This window comes from Citrobacter sp. Cs237, assembly GCF_030332325.1.
GTDB lineage: Bacteria > Pseudomonadota > Gammaproteobacteria > Enterobacterales > Enterobacteriaceae > Citrobacter_A > Citrobacter_A sedlakii.
Genome location: NZ_JAOWIB010000106.1, coordinates 440,239 through 466,086 on the forward strand (window position 1 = coordinate 440,239; position 25,848 = coordinate 466,086).

Annotated in this window: 25 protein-coding genes; 16 read left to right on the forward strand and 9 right to left on the reverse strand. The window is 55.2% G+C overall.

The window, feature by feature from the left end; translation table 11 throughout:
* Nucleotides 1–75: 75 nt before the first annotated feature.
* Both OGY07_RS15535 and OGY07_RS15540 read left to right on the forward strand, forming a co-directional pair.
* Nucleotides 76–2,247: a YgiQ family radical SAM protein gene (locus OGY07_RS15535; protein WP_286601559.1), complete on the forward strand. Its 2,172-nt coding sequence runs from the start codon at nucleotides 76–78 to the stop codon at nucleotides 2,245–2,247.
* Between the two features lie 125 nt (nucleotides 2,248–2,372).
* Nucleotides 2,373–2,732 (forward strand): carboxypeptidase-like regulatory domain-containing protein, encoded by a 360-nt coding sequence (locus tag OGY07_RS15540; protein ID WP_286601561.1) that lies wholly within the window; start codon nucleotides 2,373–2,375, stop codon nucleotides 2,730–2,732.
* A gap of 42 nt (nucleotides 2,733–2,774) precedes the next feature.
* Here OGY07_RS15540 and dkgA read toward each other — a convergent pair whose 3' ends face one another.
* Both dkgA and yqhD read right to left on the reverse strand, forming a co-directional pair.
* The gene (dkgA, locus tag OGY07_RS15545) at nucleotides 2,775–3,602 is read right to left on the reverse strand and encodes a 2,5-didehydrogluconate reductase DkgA (RefSeq protein ID WP_042289222.1); all 828 of its coding nucleotides are present in this window, start codon (nucleotides 3,600–3,602) and stop codon (nucleotides 2,775–2,777) included.
* A gap of 104 nt (nucleotides 3,603–3,706) precedes the next feature.
* Complete coding sequence (yqhD, locus tag OGY07_RS15550) at nucleotides 3,707–4,870, reverse strand: alcohol dehydrogenase (RefSeq protein WP_200035205.1); 1,164 nt, start codon at nucleotides 4,868–4,870, stop codon at nucleotides 3,707–3,709.
* A gap of 191 nt (nucleotides 4,871–5,061) precedes the next feature.
* Between yqhD and OGY07_RS15555 the strand changes: the two genes are divergently transcribed.
* Nucleotides 5,062–5,961: an AraC family transcriptional regulator gene (locus OGY07_RS15555; RefSeq protein ID WP_181822072.1), complete on the forward strand. Its 900-nt coding sequence runs from the start codon at nucleotides 5,062–5,064 to the stop codon at nucleotides 5,959–5,961.
* 49 nt (nucleotides 5,962–6,010) lie between these two features.
* Here the strand turns inward: OGY07_RS15555 and yghB are convergent, their stop codons facing one another.
* Both yghB and metC read right to left on the reverse strand, forming a co-directional pair.
* Nucleotides 6,011–6,670, reverse strand: coding sequence for a DedA family general envelope maintenance protein YghB (gene yghB, locus OGY07_RS15560; protein ID WP_060570833.1), 660 nt, complete (start codon nucleotides 6,668–6,670; stop codon nucleotides 6,011–6,013).
* A gap of 162 nt (nucleotides 6,671–6,832) precedes the next feature.
* A complete protein-coding gene (metC, locus tag OGY07_RS15565) occupies nucleotides 6,833–8,020 on the reverse strand; it encodes a cystathionine beta-lyase (RefSeq protein WP_060570832.1) in 1,188 nt (395 codons plus the stop codon).
* 250 nt (nucleotides 8,021–8,270) lie between these two features.
* On the opposite strand from metC, the gene exbB reads away from it, so the two are divergent.
* Nucleotides 8,271–9,005 (forward strand): tol-pal system-associated acyl-CoA thioesterase, encoded by a 735-nt coding sequence (gene exbB, locus OGY07_RS15570; protein ID WP_042289210.1) that lies wholly within the window; start codon nucleotides 8,271–8,273, stop codon nucleotides 9,003–9,005.
* Between the two features lie 6 nt (nucleotides 9,006–9,011).
* Nucleotides 9,012–9,437, forward strand: a complete 426-nt coding sequence (exbD, locus tag OGY07_RS15575) for a TonB system transport protein ExbD (RefSeq protein ID WP_286601568.1) — start codon at nucleotides 9,012–9,014, stop codon at nucleotides 9,435–9,437.
* 112 nt (nucleotides 9,438–9,549) lie between these two features.
* On the opposite strand, the gene OGY07_RS15580 is transcribed toward exbD, so the two are convergent.
* From OGY07_RS15580 to OGY07_RS15590, 3 genes are all read right to left on the reverse strand, one after another.
* A complete protein-coding gene (locus tag OGY07_RS15580) occupies nucleotides 9,550–10,434 on the reverse strand; it encodes an SDR family oxidoreductase (protein ID WP_060570831.1) in 885 nt (294 codons plus the stop codon).
* A gap of 92 nt (nucleotides 10,435–10,526) precedes the next feature.
* Nucleotides 10,527–10,949: a hypothetical protein gene (locus OGY07_RS15585; RefSeq protein ID WP_042289740.1), complete on the reverse strand. Its 423-nt coding sequence runs from the start codon at nucleotides 10,947–10,949 to the stop codon at nucleotides 10,527–10,529.
* On the reverse strand, nucleotides 10,949–11,356 hold the full coding sequence (locus tag OGY07_RS15590; protein WP_042289205.1) for a hypothetical protein: 408 nt from the start codon (nucleotides 11,354–11,356) through the stop codon (nucleotides 10,949–10,951). Before OGY07_RS15590 ends, OGY07_RS15585 begins: the two co-directional genes overlap by 1 nt.
* A gap of 103 nt (nucleotides 11,357–11,459) precedes the next feature.
* Here OGY07_RS15590 and OGY07_RS15595 point away from each other — a divergent pair, with 103 nt between their 5' ends.
* On the forward strand, nucleotides 11,460–11,963 hold the full coding sequence (locus OGY07_RS15595) for an ESA_00282 family adhesion-associated protein (RefSeq protein WP_286601570.1): 504 nt from the start codon (nucleotides 11,460–11,462) through the stop codon (nucleotides 11,961–11,963).
* A gap of 68 nt (nucleotides 11,964–12,031) precedes the next feature.
* A complete protein-coding gene (locus tag OGY07_RS15600; protein WP_042289198.1) occupies nucleotides 12,032–12,529 on the forward strand; it encodes a TIGR00645 family protein in 498 nt (165 codons plus the stop codon).
* Between the two features lie 73 nt (nucleotides 12,530–12,602).
* On the opposite strand, the gene OGY07_RS15605 is transcribed toward OGY07_RS15600, so the two are convergent.
* On the reverse strand, nucleotides 12,603–13,643 hold the full coding sequence (locus tag OGY07_RS15605) for an aldo/keto reductase (protein WP_286601573.1): 1,041 nt from the start codon (nucleotides 13,641–13,643) through the stop codon (nucleotides 12,603–12,605).
* A gap of 81 nt (nucleotides 13,644–13,724) precedes the next feature.
* On the opposite strand from OGY07_RS15605, the gene yghX reads away from it, so the two are divergent.
* Complete coding sequence (yghX, locus tag OGY07_RS15610; protein ID WP_042289192.1) at nucleotides 13,725–14,612, forward strand: YghX family hydrolase; 888 nt, start codon at nucleotides 13,725–13,727, stop codon at nucleotides 14,610–14,612.
* A 79-nt stretch (nucleotides 14,613–14,691) separates the two neighbouring features.
* On the opposite strand, the gene OGY07_RS15615 is transcribed toward yghX, so the two are convergent.
* Nucleotides 14,692–17,292, reverse strand: a complete 2,601-nt coding sequence (locus tag OGY07_RS15615) for an autotransporter outer membrane beta-barrel domain-containing protein (RefSeq protein WP_286601575.1) — start codon at nucleotides 17,290–17,292, stop codon at nucleotides 14,692–14,694.
* A gap of 503 nt (nucleotides 17,293–17,795) precedes the next feature.
* On the opposite strand from OGY07_RS15615, the gene OGY07_RS15620 reads away from it, so the two are divergent.
* The 8 genes from OGY07_RS15620 to hypA all read left to right on the forward strand — a co-directional run bounded on the left by OGY07_RS15620 (nucleotide 17,796) and on the right by hypA (nucleotide 25,847).
* A complete protein-coding gene (locus tag OGY07_RS15620; RefSeq protein ID WP_060570828.1) occupies nucleotides 17,796–19,373 on the forward strand; it encodes a methyl-accepting chemotaxis protein in 1,578 nt (525 codons plus the stop codon).
* Between the two features lie 189 nt (nucleotides 19,374–19,562).
* On the forward strand, nucleotides 19,563–20,681 hold the full coding sequence (gene hybO / locus OGY07_RS15625; protein ID WP_042289187.1) for a hydrogenase 2 small subunit: 1,119 nt from the start codon (nucleotides 19,563–19,565) through the stop codon (nucleotides 20,679–20,681).
* 2 nt (nucleotides 20,682–20,683) lie between these two features.
* Nucleotides 20,684–21,670 carry a hydrogenase 2 operon protein HybA gene (gene hybA / locus OGY07_RS15630; protein WP_042289184.1) on the forward strand — a complete coding sequence of 329 codons (987 nt, stop codon included), beginning with the start codon at nucleotides 20,684–20,686 and terminating at the stop codon, nucleotides 21,668–21,670.
* Complete coding sequence (hybB, locus tag OGY07_RS15635) at nucleotides 21,660–22,838, forward strand: Ni/Fe-hydrogenase cytochrome b subunit (RefSeq protein ID WP_042289182.1); 1,179 nt, start codon at nucleotides 21,660–21,662, stop codon at nucleotides 22,836–22,838. Before hybA ends, hybB begins: the two co-directional genes overlap by 11 nt.
* Nucleotides 22,835–24,538: a hydrogenase 2 large subunit gene (gene hybC / locus OGY07_RS15640; RefSeq protein ID WP_286601581.1), complete on the forward strand. Its 1,704-nt coding sequence runs from the start codon at nucleotides 22,835–22,837 to the stop codon at nucleotides 24,536–24,538. The genes hybB and hybC overlap by 4 nt, the downstream gene beginning before the upstream one ends.
* Entirely contained in the window at nucleotides 24,538–25,032 is a 495-nt protein-coding gene (locus OGY07_RS15645) for a HyaD/HybD family hydrogenase maturation endopeptidase (protein ID WP_181822066.1), read from the forward strand. Before hybC ends, OGY07_RS15645 begins: the two co-directional genes overlap by 1 nt.
* Entirely contained in the window at nucleotides 25,025–25,513 is a 489-nt protein-coding gene (gene hybE / locus OGY07_RS15650) for a hydrogenase-2 assembly chaperone (RefSeq protein WP_181822065.1), read from the forward strand. Before OGY07_RS15645 ends, hybE begins: the two co-directional genes overlap by 8 nt.
* Nucleotides 25,506–25,847, forward strand: a complete 342-nt coding sequence (gene hypA / locus OGY07_RS15655; protein WP_286601584.1) for a hydrogenase maturation nickel metallochaperone HypA — start codon at nucleotides 25,506–25,508, stop codon at nucleotides 25,845–25,847. Before hybE ends, hypA begins: the two co-directional genes overlap by 8 nt.
* Nucleotide 25,848: the final 1 nt, after the last annotated feature.

The window sequence follows — 25,848 nt, forward strand, 5'->3', positions numbered from 1 at the left end:
CCTTTCGATTTCTCTTTCGTTCCGGCTTATAATCCCCGGCCTTTGATTATTTTTTTACCATTTTTTGGAAGCAATATGAGCGCAATATCCCTGATCCAGCCAGACAGAGACCTCTTCTACTGGCCTCAGTACTGGGCGGCCTGCTTTGGTCCAGCCCCTTTTTTGCCGATGTCTCGCGACGAAATGGATCAACTTGGCTGGGATAGCTGCGACATTATTTTGGTGACGGGCGACGCGTATGTCGACCACCCGAGCTTCGGCATGGCGATTTGTGGCCGTATGCTGGAAGCGCAGGGCTTCCGCGTGGGCATCATCGCCCAACCGGACTGGAACAGCAAAGACGACTTTATGCGTCTGGGCAAACCGAATCTGTTCTTCGGCGTGACCGCGGGCAACATGGACTCGATGATCAACCGCTACACCGCCGATCGCCGTCTGCGCCATGACGACGCCTATACGCCAGATAATGTGGCGGGCAAGCGTCCGGACCGGGCCACGCTGGTCTACACCCAGCGCTGTAAAGAGGCGTGGAAAGAGGTGCCAGTGATCCTCGGCGGCATCGAGGCCAGCCTGCGCCGTACCGCCCATTATGACTACTGGTCTGATACCGTGCGCCGTTCGGTGCTGGTGGACGCCAAAGCCGACATGCTGATGTTTGGCAACGGCGAGCGTCCGCTGGTGGAAGTGGCGCATCGTCTGGCAATGGGCGAAACCATCGACCAGATCCGCGATGTGCGTAATACCGCGATTATGGTAAAAGAAGCGCTGCCGGGCTGGAGCGGTGTCGACTCGACCCGTCTCGACACGCCGGGAAAAATCGACCCAATTCCGCATCCGTACGGAGAAGACCTGCCGTGTGCGGACAATAAGCCGGTCGCGCCGAAAAAGCAGGAGGCGAAAGCCGTCACCGTGCAGCCGCCGCGCCCGAAGCCGTGGGAAAAAACCTACGTGCTGCTGCCCTCCTTTGAAAAAGTGAAGGGTGACAAAGTCCTCTACGCTCACGCCTCGCGCATTCTGCACCATGAAACCAACCCGGGCTGTGCGCGCGCGCTGATGCAAAAGCATGGCGATCGTTATATCTGGATCAACCCGCCGGCTATTCCCCTCTCGACCGAAGAGATGGACAGCGTATTTGCGCTGCCGTACAAACGTGTGCCGCATCCGGCCTACGGCAACAGCCGCATTCCGGCCTATGAGATGATCCGCTTTTCCATCAACATCATGCGCGGCTGCTTCGGCGGCTGTTCTTTCTGTTCAATAACTGAACACGAAGGGCGCATCATTCAGAGCCGCTCTGAAGATTCAATCATCAATGAGATTGAAGCGATCCGCGACACCGTGCCGGGATTTACCGGCGTGATCTCCGATCTCGGCGGGCCGACGGCCAACATGTACATGCTGCGCTGTAAGTCGCCGCGCGCGGAGCAGACCTGCCGCCGTCTGTCGTGCGTTTATCCGGATATTTGTCCGCATATGGACACCAATCACGAGCCGACAATCAATCTGTATCGCCGCGCCCGCGATCTGAAAGGCATCAAGAAGATCCTTATCGCCTCCGGCGTGCGTTATGACATTGCGGTGGAAGATCCGCGCTATATCAAGGAGCTGGCGACCCATCACGTTGGCGGCTATCTGAAGATTGCGCCGGAGCATACCGAAGAAGGACCGTTGTCGAAGATGATGAAGCCGGGCATGGGCAGCTATGACCGCTTCAAAGAGCTGTTCGATCTCTATTCGAAACAGGCGGGCAAAGAACAGTATCTGATCCCGTACTTTATTTCCGCACACCCCGGGACGCGCGATGAAGATATGGTGAATCTGGCGCTGTGGCTGAAGAAACATCGCTTCCGTCTCGATCAGGTGCAGAACTTCTATCCGTCGCCGCTCGCTAACTCGACGACCATGTATTACACCGGCAAAAACCCGCTGGGTAAAATTGGCTATAAGAGTGAAGATGTGGTGGTGCCGAAGGGGGATAAGCAGCGCCGTCTGCATAAAGCGCTGCTGCGCTATCACGATCCGGCTAACTGGCCGCTAATCCGTCAGGCGCTGGAAGAGATGGGCAAAAAGCATCTGATCGGCGGGCGTCGCGAATGTCTGGTTCCGGCGCCAACGATCGAAGAGATGCGCGAGGCGCGTCGTCAGAACCGGCATACTCGTCCGGCGTTGACCAAGCATACGCCAGTGTCGCATCAGCGTCAGACCCCGGCGGCGAACAAAAAACGCGGCAAGGTCGCGGGGCGTTAATCAGAGTGCCCGATGACGCGCGTTTGTCGGGCCAGGAAAACCGTGGCCCATAGGGCGGAGACGCAGAGATGAAAGCAGGGATGCTGGCAGGGATAATTGCAATCGCCTTGCTGCAATCTGGTTGCATGATACATCGCCAGACGCAGCCGGAAGTGGAAGGACGGCTGATCGACAGCGCCGGCAAGCCAGTTAGCGGCGCAACAGTCGTACTGGCGAGCCATGCTGAGAAGCCGGTGACGACCTTATCAGATAAAGAGGGGCGTTTTGCCTTTCCGCCCCAACACGAATGGGCCTTTTTTCTGCCGATAGGTCCAATGGACTGGTTTTACGCTACCTCGCTGCAGGTGAATGCCAACGGTAAGGCATACGAAGCGGAGACCGGCGGGGGCGTCGGTGGGCCGTTCGAGCTTGAAGGCGACGTGTTCAAGGTTGTTTGCAGAGTCCCGGATACACCCGGTGAGATGGCCTGCTCGTTCGGGTCATAGGCGCAGAAAAAGCCCGGCAGAATACCGGGCTGGGAAGGAAGATTAGCCGCCGAACTGATCCGGGTCGGGGCCGAGCCGCTTGCCTTGCTCCAGTTTGGCAATTTCGCCCAGTTCGTCTTTATCAAGGCGGAAATCCCAGACGTCAAAGTTTTCGGCAATACGCGACGGGGTGACCGATTTCGGGATCACCACCAGGCCGTTGTCCAGATGCCAGCGGATAACGATCTGCGCCGGGGTTTTACCGTACTTGTCCGCGAGATCGCGAATGATTTTCTGATCGAAAACGCCTTCGCCGCCCTGCGCCAGCGGACTCCAGGATTCCGTCTGGATTTTATGCGTCGCATTCCAGGCGTGAAGCTGGCGCTGTTGCATCAGCGGGTGCAGCTCGATCTGGTTGATCACCGGCGTGACGCCCGTTTCATCGATCAGTCGTTGCAGATGATTGACCTGAAAGTTGCAGACGCCGATGCTCTTGATTAACCCCTCTTTTTGCAGATCGATCATACCCTGCCAGGCGTCAACGTAATGATCGATTGCCGGAACCGGCCAGTGCATCAGATACAGATCAAGGTAGTCGAGCTGAAGTTTTTCCAGACTCTCCTGCAGGGCTTCACGCGGACGTTTTTGATCGTCATTCCACAGCTTGGTGGTGATGAACAGTTCATCGCGAGGAACGCCAGCGCTGGCTAATGCTTTGCCCACGCCGTCTTCATTTTTGTATGCGGCGGCGGTGTCTATTGAGCGGTAGCCGACGTCCAGTGCTTTATGAATGGCGGAGACGACCTCGTCGTTACCGGCTTTCCATACGCCTAACCCCAACTGGGGCATTACATTGCCATCCTGAAGCTTAATTACGGTTTGGTTTGCCATTTTTCCTCCTTCATGTGCTCATCACCGGAGGAAGCCTCCGGTGATGCGGTGTGACTTAAGTCTGGACGAAATGTCCAAAAACGAAAGGCAGAGGCGAAAAAAGCTTAGCGCGCGGCTTCGTAAATACGGCGGCTGACGTCAAGTGTAATGTCTTTATTTTCACCGAGTTGCGTCATACCGTGCTCTTCTAACTTCGCCAGCAGCGCCGGGATAGAACTGCCATCCAGACCGTAGCCGGAAAGGCGTGTCGGTACGCCAAGCTGCTCGAAGAAGTTGCGCGTCGCCGCAATAGCGGCATCAATACGTTCAGCGTCCGACCCTTCGCGGATGTTCCACACGCGTTCAGCGTACTGCAGCAGTTTGGCGCGTTTGGTGTCGCGTTTTTCATTCCACAGCGCGGGCAGCACCACCGCCAGCGTCTGGGCGTGATCGAGACCGTGCATCGCCGTCAGTTCGTGACCGAGCATATGGGTGGCCCAGTCCTGCGGTACGCCTGCGCCAATCAAACCATTCAGCGCCTGCGTCGCCGCCCACATCACGTTGGCGCGCACATCGTAGTTTTCCGGCTCTTTCAGCGCTTTCGGACCGTCTTCGATCAGCGTCAACAGGATGCCTTCCGCAAAGCGATCCTGAATTTTGGCGTCAACCGGATAAGTCACGTATTGCTCAACGGTATGGACAAAGGCATCAACTACGCCGTTCGCCACCTGGCGCGGCGGCAGGGTGTAGGTGTATACCGGATCCAGTACGGCGAAGACTGGCTGCACGTGTTCGGAATGAAACGCCTGTTTGTCACCGGTAGTTTTGCGCGAAATCACCGCGCCTTTGTTGGATTCAGAACCGGTGGCGGGTAGCGTCAGCACGGAGCCCATCGGGATGGCGCTTTTAATCTCGCTGCCGCTGGTTTGCAGAATGTGCCATGGGTCAATGTCTGTCGGATAGTGTGCCGCCGCAGCAATAAATTTGGTGCCGTCAAGCACCGAACCGCCGCCCACTGCCAGCAGGAAGGTGACCTTGTCTTCGCGGGCGATTTTCACCGCGTTCATCAGGGTTTCATAAGACGGGTTTGGCTCAATGCCGCCAAACTCACGCACGTCCATGCCTTTCAGCGCATCCTGAACCTGAGCCAGCACGCCAGTCTTTTTCACGCTGCCGCCGCCATAGGTGATCATGACACGCGCGTCCTGTGGGATTTGATCGCGCAGGTCGGCAATCGCGCCTTTACCAAACAGAATGCGGGTTGGGGTATGCAGATTAAAGTTATTCATTGCTCGTTCCCTTATGTGGGTAAAAAGAGGGCAGGCGTCGGTCTGCCTGATGGAAACATTGTGGGCGTCCCCACGCTGCCTCTCAATGCTCATTTCTGCCAATGTTTTGCCTATTCCTCCAGAACGCTGGAGAAAAACACTAAATTTGCGCACAATCAATTCATCGATACTCGTTGCGAAAATAAGCCGTCATGAACCGTGAAGAGATTTGTCTGTTGCTGACAGATAAAATTAAGCATCTGAAAGATAGTGAGAAAAACCAGGGGGAGCGGTTGCCGGACATCCGCCTGCTGTACGGCACTGAGCCGGGGCCGCGCACGCCGGTGATGTACGATCCCGGCATCATATTTCTCTTTTCGGGCTATAAAATTGGTTATATCAACGAGCGCGTTTTCCGTTATGACGCTAATGAATATCTGCTGCTGACGGTGCCGTTGCCGTTTGAATGTGAAACCTATGCGACGCCGGAGGTGCCGCTGGCTGGCATTCGCATTAACGTCGACATGCTGCAGCTACAGGAACTGCTGATGGACATCGGCGAGGATGAACGTTTTCAGCCGTCGATGGCGGCAAGCGGTATTAACTCTGCAACGCTGTCTGATGAGATCCTGTGCGCGGCGGAACGCCTGCTGGACGTGATGGAGCGACCGCTCGACGCGCGTATTTTAGGGAAACAGATTATCCGTGAGATCCTGTATCACGTGCTGACCGGACCACGTGGCGGCGCGCTGTTGGCGCTGGTGAGCCGACAAACCCATTTCAGCCTGATCAGCCGGGTGATAAAGCGCATTGAGAACAAATACACCGAGAGCCTGAACGTCGAGCAACTGGCGGCGGAAGCCAATATGAGCGTGTCGGCGTTTCACCATAACTTTAAGTCTGTGACCAGCACATCACCGTTGCAGTACCTGAAAACGTATCGGCTGCATAAGGCCCGGATGATGATTCTTCACGACGGGATGAAGGCCAGCGCGGCGGCGATGCGGGTGGGTTATGAAAGCGCGTCGCAGTTCAGCCGCGAGTTTAAGCGCTACTTCGGCGTCACGCCGGGAGAAGATGCGGCGCGGATCCGCACTTTACAAGGAAGTTAACTTGCCTGTTCCACGCCGGATAAGCGAAGCGCTATCCGGCATTCAGCATTCAGGCGTTGCAGTATTTCTTTTTGATCACCACGACCAGCGTGCCCAGTAAACCCGCTGCTAACAGGACGATCGGCAGGATCATTAAAAAAGTCATCACCTGGTCTTCGTGACGCTTCACAAACGGGATCATGCTCAGCGCGTAGCCAAAGCTGGTGACCACGCCGACCCACAGCAGCCCGCTCAGCCAGTTAAAGAACTGGAAGCGGCGATTGGAAAGCCCGGAAATGCCCGCCATGGTTGGCAGCAGGGTACGCACGAAGGCCAGAAAACGGCCAGCCAGCAGCGCCAGCAGGCCGTGGCGGTCGAACATGCAGGTCGCGCGCTGGTGATATTTCACCGGCAACTGCGCCAGCCAGCCTTTTACCGTTTTGGTATTGCCCAGCCAGCGTCCCTGAATATAGCTCAGCCAACAGCCCAGGCTGGCGGCGGTCGTCAGAATGAACAGCGTCGGGACAAAGCTCATCACCCCTTGCGCAACCAGCGCGCCCGCCAGCAGCAGCAAACTGTCGCCAGGCAAGAATGAGGCCGGTAACAGGCCATTTTCTAAAAACAGCGTGGCGAACATCACAAAGTAGACGACGCTAACAATATGGGGATCCGCCAGCGCCGCAAAATCGTGTTGCCAGAGCGCAGCGATAATATCTTGAATGACAGACATGGACTTTCCTGTGGAACAGCGTTTACGCCCCTGAGCCGAACGGAATGGGCGCTTAATTTACCCATTATACTCCCTTACAGGCCCGGATGCCTTGATCCGAGGCGCAACAAATGCAGACAATTTCGGTCGATGTGTCTGCATTCATGTCCATTGGCGTCAATATTATACGATGCGGGAGAAACCGGCGGCTAAATCTGCAATCAGATCGTCAACATTCTCTAAACCAATATGCAAACGGATGAGCGTGCCGTCGAAATCGACGTTGCCTTGCGGGCGGATCTCCGCAATCTGTTCCGGCTGGTTCGCCAGAATCAACGACTCAAAGCCGCCCCACGAGTAGGCCATGCTGAACAGACTAAAGTGATCCAGATAGGCGGAGAGTTCTTCGTTGGTCAGCTTTTTGTTCAGTACAAACGAGAACAGCCCGCTGCTGCCCGTAAAGTCTCGTTTCCAGTATTCATGACCTTTGCTACCGGGCAGGGCCGGGTGATTCACTCGCGCCACCTGGGGATGCGCGGCCAGCCACTCGGCAACCCTGAGGCTACTTTCATGGTGCTGACGCAGACGCACGCCGAGCGTGCGCAGTCCGCGACTGGTGATATAAGCGGTGTCGGCGTCGACCATTTGTCCCATCAGATAGGCGTTTTCACGCAGTTGATCCCAGCAGCGGGCATTAGCGACCGCCGTGCCGATCATCGCGTCTGAATGACCAACCAGATACTTTGTCGCGGCCTGTATAGAGATGTCGATACCGAAGTCGAGCGCGTTGAACAGGATCCCCGCCGCCCAGGTATTATCGATCATAATGATGGCCTCCGGCGCGACGCTTCTTACCGCGCTGACGATCGCCGGAACATCATGCACTTCCATCGTAATGGAGCCGGGCGACTCCAGAAACACCACTTTGGTGTTGGGCTGAATATGCTTTGCGATATCCGCGCCGACGAGAGGATCGAACCAACTGGTGGTCACGCCAAGTTTGCCGAGGATTTTGCGGCAGAAATCCTGACTCGGTTCATAGGCGGTGTTGGTCATTAGCACATGATCGCCTTGTTCCACAAACGCCAGAATGGTATTGGCGACCGCCGCAGCGCCGCAGGGAAACAGCGCGCATCCGGCGCCGCCTTCCAGTTCACACATCGCTTCCTGGAGTGAGAAATGCGTGAGCGTGCCGCGACGTCCATAAAACAGTTCGCCGTTTGCGCGGTTACGGGTGGCGTGTTTTTTGGCTTCGACGGTGTCGAAGACCAGCGATGAGGCGCGCTGAATCACGCTGTTGACGGAGCCGAGCGTGTACTTCTTACGGCGTCCCGCGCTGACCAGTCGGGTCTCCAGTTGCTTATCTGCCATGTCAGTTTTTCCTGTTTTTATACGTCTGGATGTCTAAACTACCACGAATGTCAAAATGCGCATCCCGTCCTCTTATATAAAGCACAATATTTTCCCAAATTCTCCGCTCGTGATGTTTTACTGCGTAAGCGCAAGGAAAAGAAACCAAAGGTGCGGCACTATGTAAATAGTAATGAGAACGACTATCAATTCGACGTCGTTTTGATATTATTATGCTCAGATTTTGTGATTTGCGTCCTGGAGATACAGAGTGGGTAATAATTTGATGCAGACGGATCTCTCCGTCTGGGGTATGTATCAGCACGCCGATATCGTAGTGAAGTGCGTGATGATTGGTCTGATTCTGGCGTCAGTGGTCACCTGGGCTATCTTCTTCAGTAAAAGCGTGGATTTCTTCTCCCAGAAGCGTCGCCTGAAGCGCGAACAGCAACTGCTGGCGGAAGCCCGCTCTCTGGATCAGGCAAGCGATATTGCCGCTAAGTTCGGCGCGAAAAGCCTGAGTACCCAGTTGCTCAACGAAGCGCAGAACGAGCTGGAGCTGTCTGAAGGCAGCGAAGACAACGAAGGGATCAAAGAGCGTACCGGTTTTCGCCTTGAGCGTCGCGTTGCGGCGGCAGGACGTCAGATGGGACGCGGAAATGGTTACCTGGCGACCATCGGGGCGATCTCCCCGTTTGTCGGTTTGTTCGGTACCGTATGGGGTATCATGAACAGCTTCATCGGTATCGCCCAAACGCAAACCACTAACCTTGCTGTGGTCGCGCCGGGTATCGCTGAAGCGCTGCTGGCGACCGCGATTGGTCTGGTTGCTGCGATTCCAGCCGTCGTCATCTATAACATTTTCGCCCGTCAGATTGGCGGTCTGAAAGCAACGCTCGGCGATATCGCCGCGCAGGTGTTGCTGCTGCAAAGCCGCGACCTGGACCTGGATGCAAGCGCCTCCGCGCATCCGGTACGTACCGCGCAGAAATTACGTGTAGGATAACGTTTCATGGCAATGCGTCTTAACGAAAACCTGGACGATAACGGTGAAATGCATGAAATCAACGTGACGCCGTTTATCGACGTCATGCTGGTGCTGCTGATCATCTTTATGGTGGCGGCCCCGCTGGCGACGGTGGATGTGAAGGTGAATCTGCCCGCATCTTCCAGCACGCCGCAGCCGCGTCCGGAAAAACCGGTGTATCTGTCAGTGAAAGCCGACAACAGCATGTTTATCGGTAACGATCAGGTGACCGAAGAAAGCATGATTGCGGAGCTTAACGCCCTGACGGAAGGGAAGAAGGACACCACGATTTTCTTCCGCGCGGACAAAACCGTGAACTACGAAACCATGATGAAGGTCATGGATACGCTGCATCAGGCGGGGTATCTGAAGATTGGCCTGGTCGGGGAAGAGGTCGCGAAGGCGAAATAACCGGCGCTTTTCGCTGACGGAAGAAGTAGGCCGGGTAAGGCAAAGCCGCTACCCGGCTTTTTTATGGCCTGATGGCGCGTCGCGTATCAGGCCAATGGTTTACCGTACTCAACTAGCCTAAATGCTCACCGCCGCACACGCCGTGTACTTCTGCGGTCACATAGCTTGATTCCTGACTCGCCAGATAGACATAGACCGGCGCCAGTTCCGCGGGCTGACCAGCGCGCTTCATGGGCGTCTGCTGACCAAACTGCGGAATTTTATCCTGCGTCTGACCGCCCGAAATTTGCAGTGCGGTCCAGATAGGGCCGGGCGCGACAACGTTTACCCGGATCCCTTTCCCGGCGACCTGTTTCGCCAGACCCCGGCTGTAGTTAAGGATCGCCGCCTTAGTCGACGCATAATCCAGCAGATGCGGACTTGGCTGATACGCCTGAATTGACGAGGTGGTGATAATGCTGGCGCCTTTCGGCAGCAACGGGATGGCCTCTTGCGTGATCCAGAACAGCGCAAACACGTTCACCGCAAAGGTTTTCTGGAACTGTTCACTTGTCAGGTCCTTAATTTCAGGAATCGCCACCTGTTTACCGGCGACCAGCGCCAGCGTATCCAGACCCCCCAGCGCCTCGCGCGCCTTATGTACCAGCGAGCGGGCAAAGGATTCATCGCTCAGATCGCCGGGAATAAGCACCGCTTTGCGCCCGCTCTCTTCAATAAGGGCTTTAACCTGTTGCGCGTCTTCTTCTTCCGCTGGCAGATAGTTTATCGCCACGTCTGCGCCTTCACGCGCGTAAGCAATGGCGGCAGCCCGTCCTATGCCGGAGTCGCCCCCTGTCACCAGTGCCTTACGATCTTTAAGGCGACCGCTGCCCACGTAGCTTTTTTCGCCACAGTCAGGCACTGGGGTCATTTTCGCCTGTACGCCTGGCGCGGGCTGTTTCTGTTGGGGATATTCACCGGTGTAGTACTGTGTGGTGGGGTCTTGTAGAGTCGACATGCCATTTCTCCCTTCAGGTTAAACATACCTTAAGGGTAGACGCTGTGCGGGAAAGCGGGGGGAACCAGGACGATCCTGATCGCCCGGACAGGCTACGTTTTCTTTACGACGAGTTGTTCATCCAGCGCGACGCTGGTGATGTTCAGCGTGCGGTAGCGACCTTCGGCAAGCTTACGCGTCAGGCGCAGCGTCGCCGTTTCGCGATCCAGCAATTGTTGCCAGTGGCTTTCCAGACGCCTCATGATTTTGTCATGTAATTCAGGGCGTTGCCGAATAAGGGCATTTATCACCGCGCCGTAAATTTCTTCCTTAATTTGCAGCGCGTACATTTCCCGACGGTTCTGCCACTTCAACCGAACCAGCGCCGCAGGAATGGACGTCGCTTCCTGCGCCACGTTTTCCAGCAGCGCATTCTTATGCGCGACCAGCGCCGCAAGATTCTGCTTTAAGGCAAATTGATCGCTTTTATTATCGTCCAAAGCCAGATAGACATTGTTATCTTCAACATCTTTGATCATTGTTCATCATCCAGAGAATAAAAAATCGGGGAAGATTTTTCTCGCGTAATTAAATTAAGCCAAATTTCGTTGCCATTTTCATTAATATGGTTGGTGGTGTCAGCCAATATTTTACTTAAGGTCTGGGCATCAATGTCACCTTCCGCCTGTAAGGTATTAATCACACGGGCAAAGGTTTCAATTTTCGCCACCCGACACAGGCGCTCTTTAAAATGGCGATCGTGTTCTTCGAGCAGCATATTTTTAGATTGCCCGGTAGATGCCGCGCTAATTAAAATATCGGCTTCGTAATCGCGAAGGTTTTTCTTTCCCTGAGTGAAATTATTAGCGTTTTCTGCGGATCCTTCCGTCTGGCCTGACGCAGACAGATGAAAACGCGGCGGGACAAGATGCTCGGGAAGCATGTCACATTATCCTTTATTATCAGGTGTATAATTATTCTTATTGACAGGTCGCGTTGACAATAACATGGGGTAATTTTAAAATCAAAAAAAATGGAGCCATTTTATGAACAGTATTTTTTATTCTGTTATTACTCTGCTATTGCTCATCGGAGCCATACTTTTTTTAATACGCGAGTTTAATAAGCCGCGCGGTGCCGAAGAACATTCTCCCGACGTTCCACTCCCGCCGTTAACCAAAGACGAGGGGGAAGATCATTTTTCCACGCTGATGAATGCCATTACGCCGGTATGGTACTGGCGAGTTAATCATGAATATATTGATTTCCTGCACGCCACGGTAAAGCGAATGACAATGGCGCAATTGAATGAAACCCCCGGGCTATTTGATGCCCAGCGTCGCTGTAGCGATCTCAATTCCGCCGTGTATAAATACTACGACACGATAAAAAAACGCTGCCTGAATGGTGAAAAAGTGCCGCATTCCGATCTGGATGTCCTCAATCTGCGACAGTGCTTCCGGGAATTTAGCCTTGAAGCCTATCCGTCGCTGGTGGCGCTGGTGTGGCCCGAGTATCAGCGCCCGTGGATCACCCCCGGGGAAGTTTAAGGGATGTTGATCTGATGTTGCCCTGTTGAGATATACTGTTCCCCGGTTTTGCTACATGACAGGAATATATGGAACGCTTTCTCGAAAACGTAATGTACGCGTCTCGCTGGTTGCTCGCCCCCGTCTACTTTGGTCTGTCGCTTGCGCTGGTGGCGCTGGCGCTGAAGTTCTTTCAGGAGATCTTTCACGTCCTGCCTAACGTCTTTTCGATGGCGGAAGCGGACCTGATTCTGGTGCTGCTGTCGCTGGTGGATATGACCCTCGTCGGCGGGTTGCTGGTGATGGTGATGTTTTCCGGTTATGAAAATTTCGTCTCACAGCTGGATATCTCAGAAGGTCGGGAAAAGCTCAACTGGCTGGGGAAAATGGATGCGACCTCGCTGAAAAACAAAGTGGCCGCGTCGATTGTGGCGATCTCTTCTATCCATCTTCTGCGCGTGTTTATGGACGCGAAAAACGTGCCGGACAATAAGCTGATGTGGTATGTGATTATCCACCTCACCTTTGTGCTGTCGGCGTTTGTAATGGGTTATCTCGACAGACTCACCCGGCATAAACACGAGTAAGCGATCTTCACTCCTCGCGCCGGATGGCGGTAGCGCCATCCGGCAGGGTGTCTCGCCCGACGGCGATGACGGTTTATTTGTCGGAGGACGCCTGCCACAGGTTCAGTTGGCCGTCCGCGACATGCTTATCAATCTGCGCCAGTTCCCCGGCGGTAAACGCCAGATTCTTCAGCGCCTGTACGTTTTCTTCCAGCTGTTCAGGGCGGCTCGCGCCAATGAGTACCGAAGTGACGCGCTCATCTTTCAGCAGCCAGCTTAACGCCATTTGCGCCATCGACTGACCGCGCTGTTGCGCCATGGCGTTGAGCAGGCGCAGGCTGCTGAGATTCGCTTCCGTCAGCATGTTTTCCGTCAGGCCGCGCACTTTTTTCCCTTCGCGCTGCATCCGTGAGCCTTCCGGGATACCGTTTAAATATTTACCGGTTAACAGTCCCTGCGCCAGCGGGGTAAACGCGATACAGCCAACGCCATTTTCCGCCAGCGTATCCAGCAGACCGCTTTTATCCACCCAGCGATTCAGCAGGTTATAGGAAGGCTGATGAATCAACAGCGGGATCTTCCACTCGCGAAGCAGCGCCGCCATTTTCTGCGTGCGTTCCGGTGAGTAAGAAGAGATACCCACATACAGCGCTTTACCGCTTTGTACGGCGTGGGCGAGCGCTGAGGCGGTTTCTTCCATGGGCGTGTTTTCATCCACGCGATGCGAGTAAAAGATATCAACGTAATCCAGCCCCATGCGCTTCAGGCTTTGATCGAGGCTGGCGAGCAGGTACTTACGTGAGCCGCCGGAGCCATAGGGACCAGGCCACATGTCGTAACCGGCTTTGGTGGAAATGATCAGTTCGTCGCGAAAAGGGGCGAAATCGGTGCGCAGCAGGCGACCGAAATTTTCTTCCGCACTGCCCGGCGGCGGACCATAGTTATTGGCTAAGTCGAAGTGGGTAATACCCAGATCGAAAGCTTTACGCAGCAGTGCGCGCTGAGAATCCAGCGCCTGCGCGTGGCCGAAACTGTGCCACAGGCCGAGCGACAGGGCGGGCAGCCGGAGTCCGCTTTTACCACAGTAGCGGTAAAGCATAGTGTCGTAGCGGTCAGGGGAGGCGTTCCAGGACATGATGTCTCCTTTCTTGTGATGAATTTTCGAAACAGCGTTTTCATTCTATGCTTATCAAATCACAAATCCTGGAGATATGCGATGGCCCGTCTGACCGCGAAAGATTTTCCGCAAGAACTGCTCGACTACTACGACTATTACGCGCACGGGAAAATCTCAAAACGAGAGTTTCTCAACCTCGCGGCAAAATATGCCGCCGGCGGGGTGACGGCGCTGGCGCTGTTCAACATGCTCAGGCCCAATTACGCGCTGGCTGAGCAGGTGAAATTCACCGATCCCGCTATCCTGCCGGAGTACATCCACTACCCGTCGCCAAACGGGCACGGCGATGTGCGCGGCTATCTGGTAAAACCGGCAAAAACGACGGGTAAGGTTCCGGCTGTGGTGGTCGTACATGAAAACCGCGGGCTGAATCCTTATATTGAAGATGTAGCGCGGCGGGTGGCGAAAGCGGGCTATATAGCGCTGGCGCCGGATGGTTTAAGCTCGGTTGGGGGGTATCCCGGAAACGATGAAGAAGGAAAAGCCTTACAGCAAAAGGTCGATCCGACAAAGCTGATGAACGACTTTTTTGCCGCCATTGAGTTTATGCAGAAACACCCAGACGCTACGGGCAAGGTCGGGATCACCGGTTTTTGCTATGGCGGCGGGGTATCAAATGCCGCCGCTGTGGCGTATCCGGAGCTGGCGTGCGCGGTGCCGTTTTATGGTCGCCAGGTCGCAGCGGCGGACGTGCCGAAGATCAACGCGCCGATTTTGCTACATTATGCCGAGCGGGATAAAAATATTAATGAAGGCTGGCCCGCCTATGAGGCCGCACTGAAAGCGAATAATAAGGTTTATCAAGCCTGGATTTATCCCGGCGTAAATCACGGATTTCATAACGACTCAACCCCACGCTATGATGAACCCGCGGCCGAACTGGCCTGGAAGCGCACGCTGGCGTGGTTTGAAACGTATTTGCGCTAAAGCCCGGCGACGCGACGCCTGCCGGGCTTTTGGTAGGGTTAGCCGGGTAAGGCGAAGCCGCCACCCGGCAATTCAGGCATCAGAAGCTATAGCTCATCCCTGCCTGGACGCTGGCGTCGTTATCCACATCGCCGGTTCCCACATACACGCCGGTATTTAACGTGAAGTTGTGGGCGATGGTGGCGTTGATGCCTGCGCCAAAAATGCCCATCGTGTTGTTGTGGCCTGTGGTGTTGTGATAGTCCGCCGCCTTGATGTCGGTATCGTCGCTGAACTCTTTCTGGAAGCGCGCGTCAATCCACGGCATCAGCTGCACGCCTTTGTTCAGATCGCGAAGCGTGGTGGTCAGACGGACGCCAGCGCCGCCGTTCCAGGAAGATACCTGACTGTCAGAGAAGGTGATCTCCTGATCGGAGAAGCCGTCGGCTTTGGTCTGATCCCAGCCCAGAGTGGCATACGGCTGCAGCAGGGTTTCGCCCGGCAGCAGGACGTTTACGCCGGTACGCGCTTGCGCCATATACAGGCTTCCGTCGGTCGAGCCGTTCAGCGCTTCTGTCATCCCGCTGGTATTGCCGGTGACGTTGTTGGCAGACAGCGAATAACGCATATCGCCATAGCTGAAGCTACCGTCCGCGAACAGTCCCCAGGTATCGCCATTCAGCGCCTGCTGCCATCCGCCGTACAGGCTGTAGTAATTCCCGTACACGCTGTCCTTGAAGCTGTCGGCGCTGTCGCTGGTGTCCTGCACGCGGCTGCGGGTCCAGGCCAGGGCGATACCGCCAGTGACGCTGTCGCCGTTAGTTAAATGCGCCGTCCAGTCCACACCACCCTGCGCGCCCTGGGTAACGCTCTTGTAGTCGACATCGTTGCTGAAATTACCGTTCTGGTACAGGAAATCGCCCCATACCTGCGCTCCCTCCTGTTGTTCGCCCAACAGGCTGGCCAGATGTACCTGGTTCATGTGATTGCTGATGTCGTCAGCGACCTGATGACCCGCCTGTTCAGCCGCATCCAGACCGGCAATTAACCCCTGCACGTCGCTGGCCAGCGAACCTTGCGCGCTGTTAAACAGAATATTCCAGCTCTGGCTGTCACTGGCTTTCAGCATGGCCTGTGGCGCGCTGTCGGCGGCGACAATGTCCAGACTGTTGTCGTAGTTGTACGCGCCGCTGCGATTTTCCACTGTCTGCTGGCCGTTAGTGAACGTGGCACCCGCATAGTCCTGCGGCGCAGCAGTGCCGGTGGTCGTAAAAGTCCCAAGAAGAACGCCGGAACGATTGATCGCAGACGGCGTGATGCTGTTGACCACCACGGCGTTATTACTGCCGGTGATCGTGCCGAAGTTAACGAAACTGTCGGTGCTCATGCTGACCGAGGCATTGCTCCCGGTGGTGCTGGCGATCAGGCTTGATCCGTTTTGCAGATCCCAGGTGGTCGCGTCGTTGATTTTGTCGATGCTGATGCTGTTATCGCTGGTGGTGTTTACCGTTTCGAACTGGCTTATCTGACCGGTGATCGAACTGCCCGCGTCCATGGACAGCGTATCGCTGCCGTCGCCGCCGTCCACGTTGCCGTTAACGTGAGACTGATTGGTCAGCACCAGCGTGTCGTCGCCTTTACCGGTGGTAACATCGCCGTTGACGTTGGCGTTGTTTTGCAGCGTGATGGTGGTATTGCCTTTATTGGCGCTGGTGTTGACGTCACCGTTGATGGTGCTGTTGTCCAGCAGAAGGGAATTGGTGGAATCACCGGCCAGAGTGACGTTCCCGTTAATCACGCTTTGATTGGTGAGTGAAAGGCTGGCGTACCCTTTTTCATTCACGACGCCAATATCGCCGGTCACGGTGCTGTTATTCATCGTCAGGCTGGTGTGGGTAGTGCCCAGCATGGCGATGGTAACGTCGCCAAACGCGTCAAGGTTGATATCTTTAAAGATTGTCTGACTCAAAAATTGTGACGCTTTTTCAATATTCTGCGCCACTTCACTGTCGGTACCGTCGACGGAGGCATTGGTGAGCGAGAGTGTCGTATCCGATTTTTCGCTACCGGCATAAATACCGCCTTTATCCAATGAACTGTCGCTCATGGATATTGTCTGAACCCCATTACCGCCGCTGATAATACTGCCGTGCAGATCGCTGCCGTTAATAATATTGGCGGTATGATAGCCATTATCCTGCGGATCGAGATAGATAGACGCACCCATCATGTAGTCTTTTTTATTCGGATAAAGCACATCGTCGTTTTCGCCATTCAGGGTTGAATGATCAACGGTGACGGTAGTGTTCGTGGTCTCTTTAATATTGCCGACTTCAATCATATCCACTTTCGCGCCGTTGGTGACGGTGATATTTGCCGTCCCGCCATTGCTTCCCTGAATATAGCTGCCGGTCATATCGGTGCCGTTGACAGTTAATGATTGGGTTTCTCCGGTGTTGAAATGCCCGTTCATGAAGATCGACCCGGAGGTTGGGTCCGCCATTACGGCGTTAGCGACACCGTTATCTTGTTGGTAAACGCTAATATCGCCCACGGACTCCGCAGCCCGTAGACCGCAGGTGTGCGACGTATCGTCACCAACGCACGGCGTGCTGGAGGCAGCAGAAACACAGGAACTGAAGGAAGCTAAAGCCACTAATACACATTGCGAGAGCAACGTGCGGTTCATTAATTTGCGCATTTTTTATTCCATTAATATCAAGATGAATCCGCTTTCTTTTTAATGGAAATACGTTGGATTAAGAATCTTCTGAAAGGAGAGTGATGTAATAAAATCTTAAAATGGTCTTAAGAAAAAATAATGTTTTAATCACGGCCTGATAAATTAATTATTATGAATACATTTTTCTCGTGAATGTTTAAGCTTAAATAATAAGCTGTTTATGCCAATTTTATCCAGCGGCATCGATATAGTTCAAAAGAACGCCTCAAACCCAATAATTCTTTAGGGGTATTTCGGTAATTTACTGCGCGGCTGTTTTACATTTTTACAACTATTGAAAGATAAAAACACGTTAACGCAATGTGGATTTCTCGCCCGGCGATTATCGTTTTCATTAACTTTCTTGTGGAGTAAAAATTTTTATAAAATTACGCGCGAAAAATTATACCTTCGCCGCTTCCTGCCGATAACGAGGTTAGACGCGCCTCTGGGCGACTTCTCCCTCACGGCAAGGAAAACATATGTACATGCTTCGTAATTTCACTATCCGGGTTGTCATGCTGACGATCCTCGGCATTTTCTGTTTAATGTGGGTCGGTGTGGGGCTTTACAGCACCTGGTCTCTTTCTCGCGTCGCGGAGGGCAACGAGGTGGATCGCCATCTTGTTCGCCAGATGACGGTGCTCAGCCAGGGCAACGATCAGTATTTTCGCTTCGTGACCCGTCTCAGCCGCGCCATGGACGTTAAAATCGGCGGAGGGACGCCCGATTTTGCGCCCGTACAACAGGCGCTGGATAACATGAGTAAAAAGTTACAGGAGATGAAAACCCTTTCTCCAGGCCCGATGGATCCCCAGGTTGCCGCCGATGTGCTGGCTAAATGGCAGGATCTGCTCGATAAAGGCGTCACGCCGCAAATGCAACTTGCGCAGCAGGGCACGCTGACCGCGTGGAGTGCGCAGGCGAATAACGTGACGCCAGCATTGAGCCGCGCCTTCGGCGCAAGCGCAGAGCGATTCAATACCGCCGCTGCGGTCATGCTCGATCAAACCCGGGTTATGGTCGATGGCAAAACGGCGGTGATCCGCACGCTGATCGTCAGCGCGGTAATCCTGGGAATTGCGATCCTGTTTTTTACCGACCGCTATCTTGTGGCGATGCTGGTGAAGCCGTTGGGGCGGATCCGTCAGCAGTTTCGCCAGATAGCCCAGGGCGATCTCAGCCAGCCGATTGACGATATCGGGCGTAACTGTGTGGGCCAGTTGGTGCCCCTACTGCGAGCGATGCAGGACAGTTTACGCGAGGCGGTCAGCGCGATTCGCGCAGGCAGCGATAATATCTGGCGGGGAGCGACCGAAATTTCCAGCGGCAACAACGATCTCTCATCGCGTACCGAGGAGCAGGCCGCCGCGCTGGAAGAGACCGCCGCCAGTATGGAACAGCTAACCGCGACGGTAAAACTGAACGCGGATAACGCGCGTCAGGCCAGCCAGCTTGCGGACTCGGCCTCCCGTACCGCCAGCCAGGGTGGTTCGCTGGTGTCAGACGTGGTGGACACCATGAACGGCATTTCCGCCAGCTCGAAGCAGATTGCCGAAATTACCACCGTGATTAACAGCATTGCCTTTCAGACCAATATTCTCGCCCTCAATGCGGCGGTCGAAGCCGCGCGTGCCGGTGAACAGGGGCGTGGATTCGCGGTGGTTGCCGGTGAAGTGCGTAACCTGGCAAGTCGCAGCGCGAATGCCGCGAAAGAGATCGAAACGCTGATCGCCGAATCCGTTCGCCGTGTCGATCAGGGGGCGCAACTGGTGAAAGACACCGGTTCGACCATGGAGGCGATTCTGCGCGGGGTGTCAGAAGTGGAGGCCATAATGAAGCAAATCGCTTCGGCTTCAGAAGAGCAGAGTAAAGGCATTTCGCAGGTTGGCGTCGCCATTACGCAGATGGATGGCGTCACGCAGCAAAATGCCGCGTTGGTGGAACAGGTTTCTGCCGCCGCCGCCGCGCTGGAGCGTCAAACCGAAGAACTTCAGCGTTCGGTGCAAAAATTCCGTCTTTCGCAAAGCGATAACGCTGACTTTCGAACCGAACATTGATCCGAAAGGGGTATTGGGCCGGTTTTATTAATTACACTACCGGCTACTCCCTTCGTTTTAGTATTCCTGCGCAGTATCATAGACTACATAACCATAATAAAAATGTGGTAAATGGCGCACCGATCGCAATAACGTTTGCGCGATTGATGCAAAATAAAAGCCAGGTCTTCGCAACGGAATAACTATAAAATGACTGGAGATAATACTCTCATTAATTCTCACGGCGTTAACCGTCGTGATTTCATGAAGCTTTGTGCAGCACTCGCCGCCACCATGGGGCTCAGCAGCAAAGCCGCCGCAGAAATGGCCGAATCGGTATCCCGCCCGCAGCGCCCGCCAGTTATCTGGATTGGCGCTCAGGAGTGTACGGGGTGTACCGAATCCCTCCTTCGTGCGACCCACCCCACGGTAGAAAACCTTGTTCTGGAGACCATCTCTCTGGAGTATCACGAGGTGCTTTCCGCCGCGTTCGGCCATCAGGTTGAAGAGAATAAACACAACGCGCTTGAGAAGTATAAAGGGCAGTATGTGTTGGTCGTCGATGGTTCCATCCCCTTAAAAGATAACGGTATTTACTGCATGGTTGCCGGTGAGCCGATTGTGGACCATATCCGCAAAGCGGCGGAAGGCGCGGCGGCGATTATCGCTATCGGCTCCTGTTCCGCCTGGGGCGGCGTCGCCGCTGCGGGCGTGAACCCAACCGGCGCGGTGGGTCTGCAGGAAGTACTGCCAGGCAAAACCGTGATTAACATTCCAGGCTGTCCGCCGAACCCGCATAACTTCCTGGCGACGGTCGCGCACATCATCACTTACGGTAAGCCGCCGAAGCTGGATGCGAAAAATCGTCCCACCTTCGCCTATGGCCGCCTGATCCACGAGCACTGTGAGCGCCGTCCGCACTTCGACGCCGGTCGCTTTGCCAAAGAGTTCGGCGATGAAGGTCACCGTGAAGGATGGTGCCTCTACCATCTTGGCTGTAAAGGACCGGAAACCTGGGGCAACTGCTCCACGCTGCAGTTCTGCGACGTGGGCGGCGTGTGGCCGGTGGCGATCGGGCATCCTTGCTACGGCTGTAACGAAGAGGGCGTGGGATTCCATAAGGGCATTCACCAGCTTGCTCACGTGGAAAACCAGACACCGCGTTCTGAAAAACCTGACGTAAATATGAAAGAAGGCGGCAACGTCTCTGCCGGCGCCATTGGTTTACTCGGCGGCGTCGTCGGACTTGTGGCAGGCGTCAGCGTGATGGCGGTGCGTGAACTGGGTCGTCAGCAAAAGAAAGATAACGCTGACTCACGGGGAGAATAACCGTGAACAGACGTAACTTTATTAAAGCAGCCTCCAGCGGGGCATTGCTGTTAGGCGCCGCGCCGTCTGTCAGCCATGCGGCTGCGCAAAACCGCCCGCCGATACCCGGTTCACTCGGTATGTTGTATGACTCGACGCTGTGCGTCGGCTGTCAGGCCTGCGTGACCAAATGTCAGGACATCAACTTTCCGGCGCGCAACCCCGAAGGGGAACAGACCTGGTCAAACAACGACAAACTGTCGCCCTACACCAATAACATTATTCAGGTGTGGCGTAGCGGCGACGGCGTGAACAAAGACCAGGTCGATAACGGCTATGCGTACATTAAGAAACAGTGTATGCACTGCGTCGACCCTAACTGCGTCTCTGTCTGCCCGGTTTCCGCGCTGAAAAAAGATCCGAAAACCGGCATCGTCCATTACAACAAAGACGTCTGTACCGGTTGCCGCTATTGCATGGTCGCGTGTCCGTACAACGTGCCGAAGTACGACTACAACAACCCGTTTGGCGCGCTACACAAGTGTGAACTGTGTAACCAGAAAGGTGTTGAGCGACTCGATAAGGGCGGTCTTCCAGGCTGTGTGGAAGTGTGTCCGGCGGGCGCGGTGATCTTCGGCACTCGCGAAGAGCTGATGGCCGAGGCGAAAAAGCGTCTTTCGCTTGAACCGGGCAGTCAGTATCACTATCCGCGTCAGACCCTGAAAACCGGCGACACCTACGTGCATACCGTGCCGAAGTATTACCCGCATCTGTATGGCGAAAAAGAGGGCGGCGGTACGCAGGTGCTGGTGCTGACCGGGGTACCTTACGAAAATCTGGATCTACCGAAGCTGGACGACCTCTCTACCGGCGCGCGATCCGAACACGTTCAACACACGCTGTATAAAGGCATGATATTACCCCTGGCTGCGCTGGCGGGCTTATCCGTGCTGGTTCGTCGTAACACTAAAAACGACCATCACGACGGAGGAGACGATCATGAGTCATGATCCTAAACCGCTGGGCGGCAAAATTATCAGTAAACCGGTCATTATTTTCGGGCCGCTAATCATCCTTTGTATGCTTCTTATCGTGAAGCGTCTGGTGTTTGGATTGGGGTCCGTCTCCGATCTGAACGGCGGCTTCCCATGGGGCGTCTGGATCGCCTTCGACCTGCTGATCGGCACTGGCTTTGCCTGTGGCGGCTGGGCGCTGGCATGGGCGGTGTATGTTTTCAACCGGGGACAATACCACCCGCTGGTGCGTCCGGCGCTGCTGGCCAGTCTGTTTGGATATTCGCTGGGCGGTCTGTCTATCACGATTGACGTGGGGCGTTACTGGAACCTGCCGTACTTCTACATTCCGGGTCACTTCAATGTGAACTCGGTGCTGTTTGAGACGGCGGTCTGTATGACCATCTACATCGGCGTGATGGCGCTGGAGTTTGCCCCGGCGGTGTTCGAACGCCTGGGCTGGAAAGTGTCGCTGAAGCGTCTGAACAAGGTGATGTTCTTTATCATCGCCCTCGGCGCGCTGCTGCCGACCATGCACCAGTCCTCAATGGGATCGCTGATGATTTCGGCCGGCTACAAGGTGCATCCGTTGTGGCAAAGCTACGAAATGCTGCCGCTGTTTTCGGTGCTAACCGCCTTTATCATGGGCTTCTCAATCGTTATCTTTGAAGGTTCGCTGGTTCAGGCGGGTCTGAAAGGCAACGGCCCGGATGAAAAGAGCTTGTTTATCAAACTGACGAACACCATCAGCGTACTGCTGGCGATATTCGTCGTGCTGCGCTTTGGCGAGCTGATCTATCGCGACAAGTTATCGTACGCGTTCGCAGGCGACCTCTATTCCCTGATGTTCTGGATTGAAGTCGTGCTGATGGTCTTCCCGCTGGTGGTGCTGCGCGTGGCGAAACTGCGCAACGATTCGCGGATGTTGTACCTGTCTGCGCTGAGCGCGCTGCTGGGCTGCGCGACCTGGCGACTCTCCTATTCGCTGGTGGCCTTCAATCCAGGCGGCGGCTACCACTACTTCCCAACCTGGGAAGAACTGTTGATTTCTATTGGTTTTGTGGCTATTGAGATTTGCGCTTACATCGTTCTCATTCGTCTACTGCCGATACTTCCTCCTTTAAAACAAAACGATCATAATCGTCATGAGGCGAGCAAAGCATGAGCCAGAGAATTACTATTGATCCGGTAACCCGTATCGAGGGGCATTTACGCATCGATTGCGAAATCGAAAATGGCGTTGTATCGAAAGCATGGGCGTCCGGCACCATGTGGCGCGGCATGGAAGAGATCGTGAAGAACCGCGATCCGCGCGACGCGTGGATGATTGTGCAGCGCATTTGCGGCGTCTGTACGACCACACATGCCATCTCTTCGGTGCGTGCGGCGGAAAGCGCGCTGAACATCGACGTGCCGGTGAACGCGCAGTATATCCGCAACATTATTCTGGCGGCGCATACCACGCATGACCACATCGTTCACTTTTACCAGCTGTCCGCGCTGGACTGGGTGGACATCACCTCCGCGCTGAATGCCGACCCGGCAAAAGCCGAAGCGCTGCTGAAAGGCGTTTCCAACTGGCACCTGAACAGCGCGGAAGAGTTCACGAAAGTGCAGAACAAGATCAAAGATCTGGTTGCCAGCGGTCAGTTGGGCATTTTCGCTAACGGCTACTGGGGACATCCGGCGATGAAACTGCCGCCGGAAGTGAACCTGATCGCGGTCGCGCACTACCTGCAGGCGCTGGAATGCCAGCGTGACGCCAACCGTGTGGTGGCGCTGTTGGGCGGTAAAACGCCGCACATTCAGAACCTGGCGGTGGGCGGGGTAGCCAACCCGATCAACCTCGACGGTCTGGGCGTGCTGAACCTTGAACGCCTGATGTACATTAAGTCATTCATCGACAAGCTGAGCGACTTCGTTGAGCAAGTTTATAAGGTCGATACCGCGGTGATCGCCGCGTTTTATCCGGAATGGCTGGAACGGGGTAAAGGCGCGGTGAACTACCTGAGCGCGCCGGAATTCCCGACCGACGGCAAAAACGGCAGCTTCCTGTTCCCTGGCGGCTACATTGAAAACGCCGATCTGTCGACCTACCGTCCAATCAGCTCTCACTCCGATGAATACCTGATCAAGGGTATCCAGGAGAGCGCGAAGCACGCCTGGTATAAAGACGAAGCGCCGCAGGCGCCGTGGGAAGGCACCACCATCCCGGAATACAACGGCTGGGCGGATGACGGTAAATATTCGTGGGTGAAATCGCCGACCTTCTACGGCAAAACCGTCGAAGTGGGACCGCTGGCGAATATGCTGGTTAAACTGGCGGCGGGACGCGAGTCCACGCAGGCGAAGCTGAATGAAATTGTCGCTATCTACCAGAAGCTGACCGGTAAAACGCTGGAAGTGGCGCAACTGCACTCCACGCTGGGGCGCATTATTGGCCGTACCGTTCACTGCTGCGAACTGCAGGGTATTTTGCAGAACCAGTACGGCGCGCTGATCGCCAACATTGGTAAAGGCGATCACACTACGTTTGTGAAGCCGGATATTCCGTCCACTGGCGAGTTCAAAGGCGTCGGCTTCCTTGAAGCGCCGCGCGGGATGCTTTCTCACTGGATGGTGATCAAAGACGGCATTATCAGCAACTACCAGGCGGTCGTACCGTCAACGTGGAACTCAGGCCCGCGTAACTTTAACGACGATGTCGGCCCGTATGAACAGTCGCTGGTGGGTACGCCGATTGCCGATCCGGAAAAACCGCTGGAAGTGGTACGTACTATTCACTCTTTCGACCCCTGTATGGCGTGCGCGGTGCATGTTGTCGACGCTGACGGGAACGAAGTGGTCTCTGTGAAGGTTCTGTAATGCGGATTTTAGTCTTAGGGGTCGGCAATATTTTGCTGACCGATGAAGCCATCGGAGTGCGGATCGTTGAAGCGTTAGCGCAGCGATACGTACTGCCGGATTTCGTAGAGGTCCTCGATGGCGGCACGGCGGGAATGGAATTGCTGGGTGACATGGCGAACCGCGATCATCTGATCATCGCGGACGCCATTGTGTCCAGAAAAAACACGCCGGGTACGATCATGGTCCTGCGGGACGATGAAGTGCCTGCGCTGTTTACCAATAAAATTTCCCCGCACCAGCTTGGCCTGGCCGACGTTCTGTCGGCCCTGCGTTTTACCGGCGAGTTCCCGAAGAAGCTGACCCTGGTGGGCGTCATTCCTGAGTCGCTGGAGCCGCACATTGGCTTAACGCCGACGGTGGAAGCGATGATTGAACCTGCGCTTGCGCAGGTTCTTGCCGCGCTGCGCGAGTCTGGTGTGGATGCCGTCCCACGGGAGGTTGCGCATGCCTGAGGAGATTTCAGGGTTCCAGACCGCCCCGAAGGCGCAGGTTCAGGCCGCATTTGACGCCATCGCGCAGCGTTCAATGCACGATCTCTCTTTTTTGCATCCTGATATGCCGGTGTATGTCTCTGACTTTACGCTGTATGAAGGACAGTGGACGGGATGTGTTATCACGCCGTGGATGCTGAGCGCGCTGATTTTCCCCGGGCCGGATCAACTCTGGCCGGTACGCAAGGTGAGCGAAAAACTCGGGCTGCGTCTGCCGTATGGCGATATGACGTTTACCGTTGGCGAGCTTGACGGCGTATCGCAATATCTCTCCTGCTCGTTGATGTCGCCGCTGAATCATGCGATGTCGGCGGAAGAGGGCGTCCGTCTGGCAGACGACTGCGCGCGGATGCTGCTGTCGCTGCCGGTCAGTAATCCTGATGCGCCGCAAACCAGCCGCCGTGCATTGCTGTTTGGCCGCCGGAGTAGTGAAAATGCATGAGCTGTCTCTTTGCCAGAGCGCGGTTGAGATCATTCAACAGCAGGCAGAACAGCACGGCGTTAAGCGAGTCACTGGCGTGTGGCTGGAGATTGGCGCGCTTTCCTGCGTCGAGGAGAGCGCCGTCCGTTTTAGCTTTGACATTGTCTGCCAGGGGACAGTGGCGCAGGGCTGTGTGCTGCACATCGACTACACGCCAGCGCAGGCATGGTGTTGGGATTGCAGTCAGTTGGTTGAGATCGCCCGGCACGATGCGCAATGTCCGCGCTGCCATGGCGATCGTCTGCGCGTGGATACCGGCGATTCGCTAAAAGTGAAGAGTATTGAAGTTGAATAAA

Excerpts from the sequence above, each read along its gene's own strand:
- exbD (WP_286601568.1), top strand. The coding sequence starts at position 9,012 with ATGGCAATGCGTCTTAACGAAAACCTGGACGATAACGGTGAAATGCAT.
- OGY07_RS15645 (WP_181822066.1), top strand. The coding sequence starts at position 24,538 with ATGCGGATTTTAGTCTTAGGGGTCGGCAATATTTTGCTGACCGATGAA.
- OGY07_RS15590 (WP_042289205.1), bottom strand. The coding sequence starts at position 11,356 with ATGCTTCCCGAGCATCTTGTCCCGCCGCGTTTTCATCTGTCTGCGTCA.
- hybB (WP_042289182.1), top strand. The coding sequence starts at position 21,660 with ATGAGTCATGATCCTAAACCGCTGGGCGGCAAAATTATCAGTAAACCG.
- OGY07_RS15595 (WP_286601570.1), top strand. The coding sequence starts at position 11,460 with ATGAACAGTATTTTTTATTCTGTTATTACTCTGCTATTGCTCATCGGA.
- OGY07_RS15555 (WP_181822072.1), top strand. The coding sequence starts at position 5,062 with ATGAACCGTGAAGAGATTTGTCTGTTGCTGACAGATAAAATTAAGCAT.
- dkgA (WP_042289222.1), bottom strand. The coding sequence starts at position 3,602 with ATGGCAAACCAAACCGTAATTAAGCTTCAGGATGGCAATGTAATGCCC.
- OGY07_RS15615 (WP_286601575.1), bottom strand. The coding sequence starts at position 17,292 with ATGCGCAAATTAATGAACCGCACGTTGCTCTCGCAATGTGTATTAGTG.
- OGY07_RS15605 (WP_286601573.1), bottom strand. The coding sequence starts at position 13,643 with ATGTCCTGGAACGCCTCCCCTGACCGCTACGACACTATGCTTTACCGC.
- yghB (WP_060570833.1), bottom strand. The coding sequence starts at position 6,670 with ATGTCTGTCATTCAAGATATTATCGCTGCGCTCTGGCAACACGATTTT.
- hybC (WP_286601581.1), top strand. The coding sequence starts at position 22,835 with ATGAGCCAGAGAATTACTATTGATCCGGTAACCCGTATCGAGGGGCAT.
- hybE (WP_181822065.1), top strand. The coding sequence starts at position 25,025 with ATGCCTGAGGAGATTTCAGGGTTCCAGACCGCCCCGAAGGCGCAGGTT.
- OGY07_RS15535 (WP_286601559.1), top strand. The coding sequence starts at position 76 with ATGAGCGCAATATCCCTGATCCAGCCAGACAGAGACCTCTTCTACTGG.
- hypA (WP_286601584.1), top strand. The coding sequence starts at position 25,506 with ATGCATGAGCTGTCTCTTTGCCAGAGCGCGGTTGAGATCATTCAACAG.
- OGY07_RS15540 (WP_286601561.1), top strand. The coding sequence starts at position 2,373 with ATGATACATCGCCAGACGCAGCCGGAAGTGGAAGGACGGCTGATCGAC.
- yghX (WP_042289192.1), top strand. The coding sequence starts at position 13,725 with ATGGCCCGTCTGACCGCGAAAGATTTTCCGCAAGAACTGCTCGACTAC.
- hybO (WP_042289187.1), top strand. The coding sequence starts at position 19,563 with ATGACTGGAGATAATACTCTCATTAATTCTCACGGCGTTAACCGTCGT.
- OGY07_RS15600 (WP_042289198.1), top strand. The coding sequence starts at position 12,032 with ATGGAACGCTTTCTCGAAAACGTAATGTACGCGTCTCGCTGGTTGCTC.
- metC (WP_060570832.1), bottom strand. The coding sequence starts at position 8,020 with ATGGCAGATAAGCAACTGGAGACCCGACTGGTCAGCGCGGGACGCCGT.
- yqhD (WP_200035205.1), bottom strand. The coding sequence starts at position 4,870 with ATGAATAACTTTAATCTGCATACCCCAACCCGCATTCTGTTTGGTAAA.
- OGY07_RS15580 (WP_060570831.1), bottom strand. The coding sequence starts at position 10,434 with ATGTCGACTCTACAAGACCCCACCACACAGTACTACACCGGTGAATAT.
- OGY07_RS15620 (WP_060570828.1), top strand. The coding sequence starts at position 17,796 with ATGTACATGCTTCGTAATTTCACTATCCGGGTTGTCATGCTGACGATC.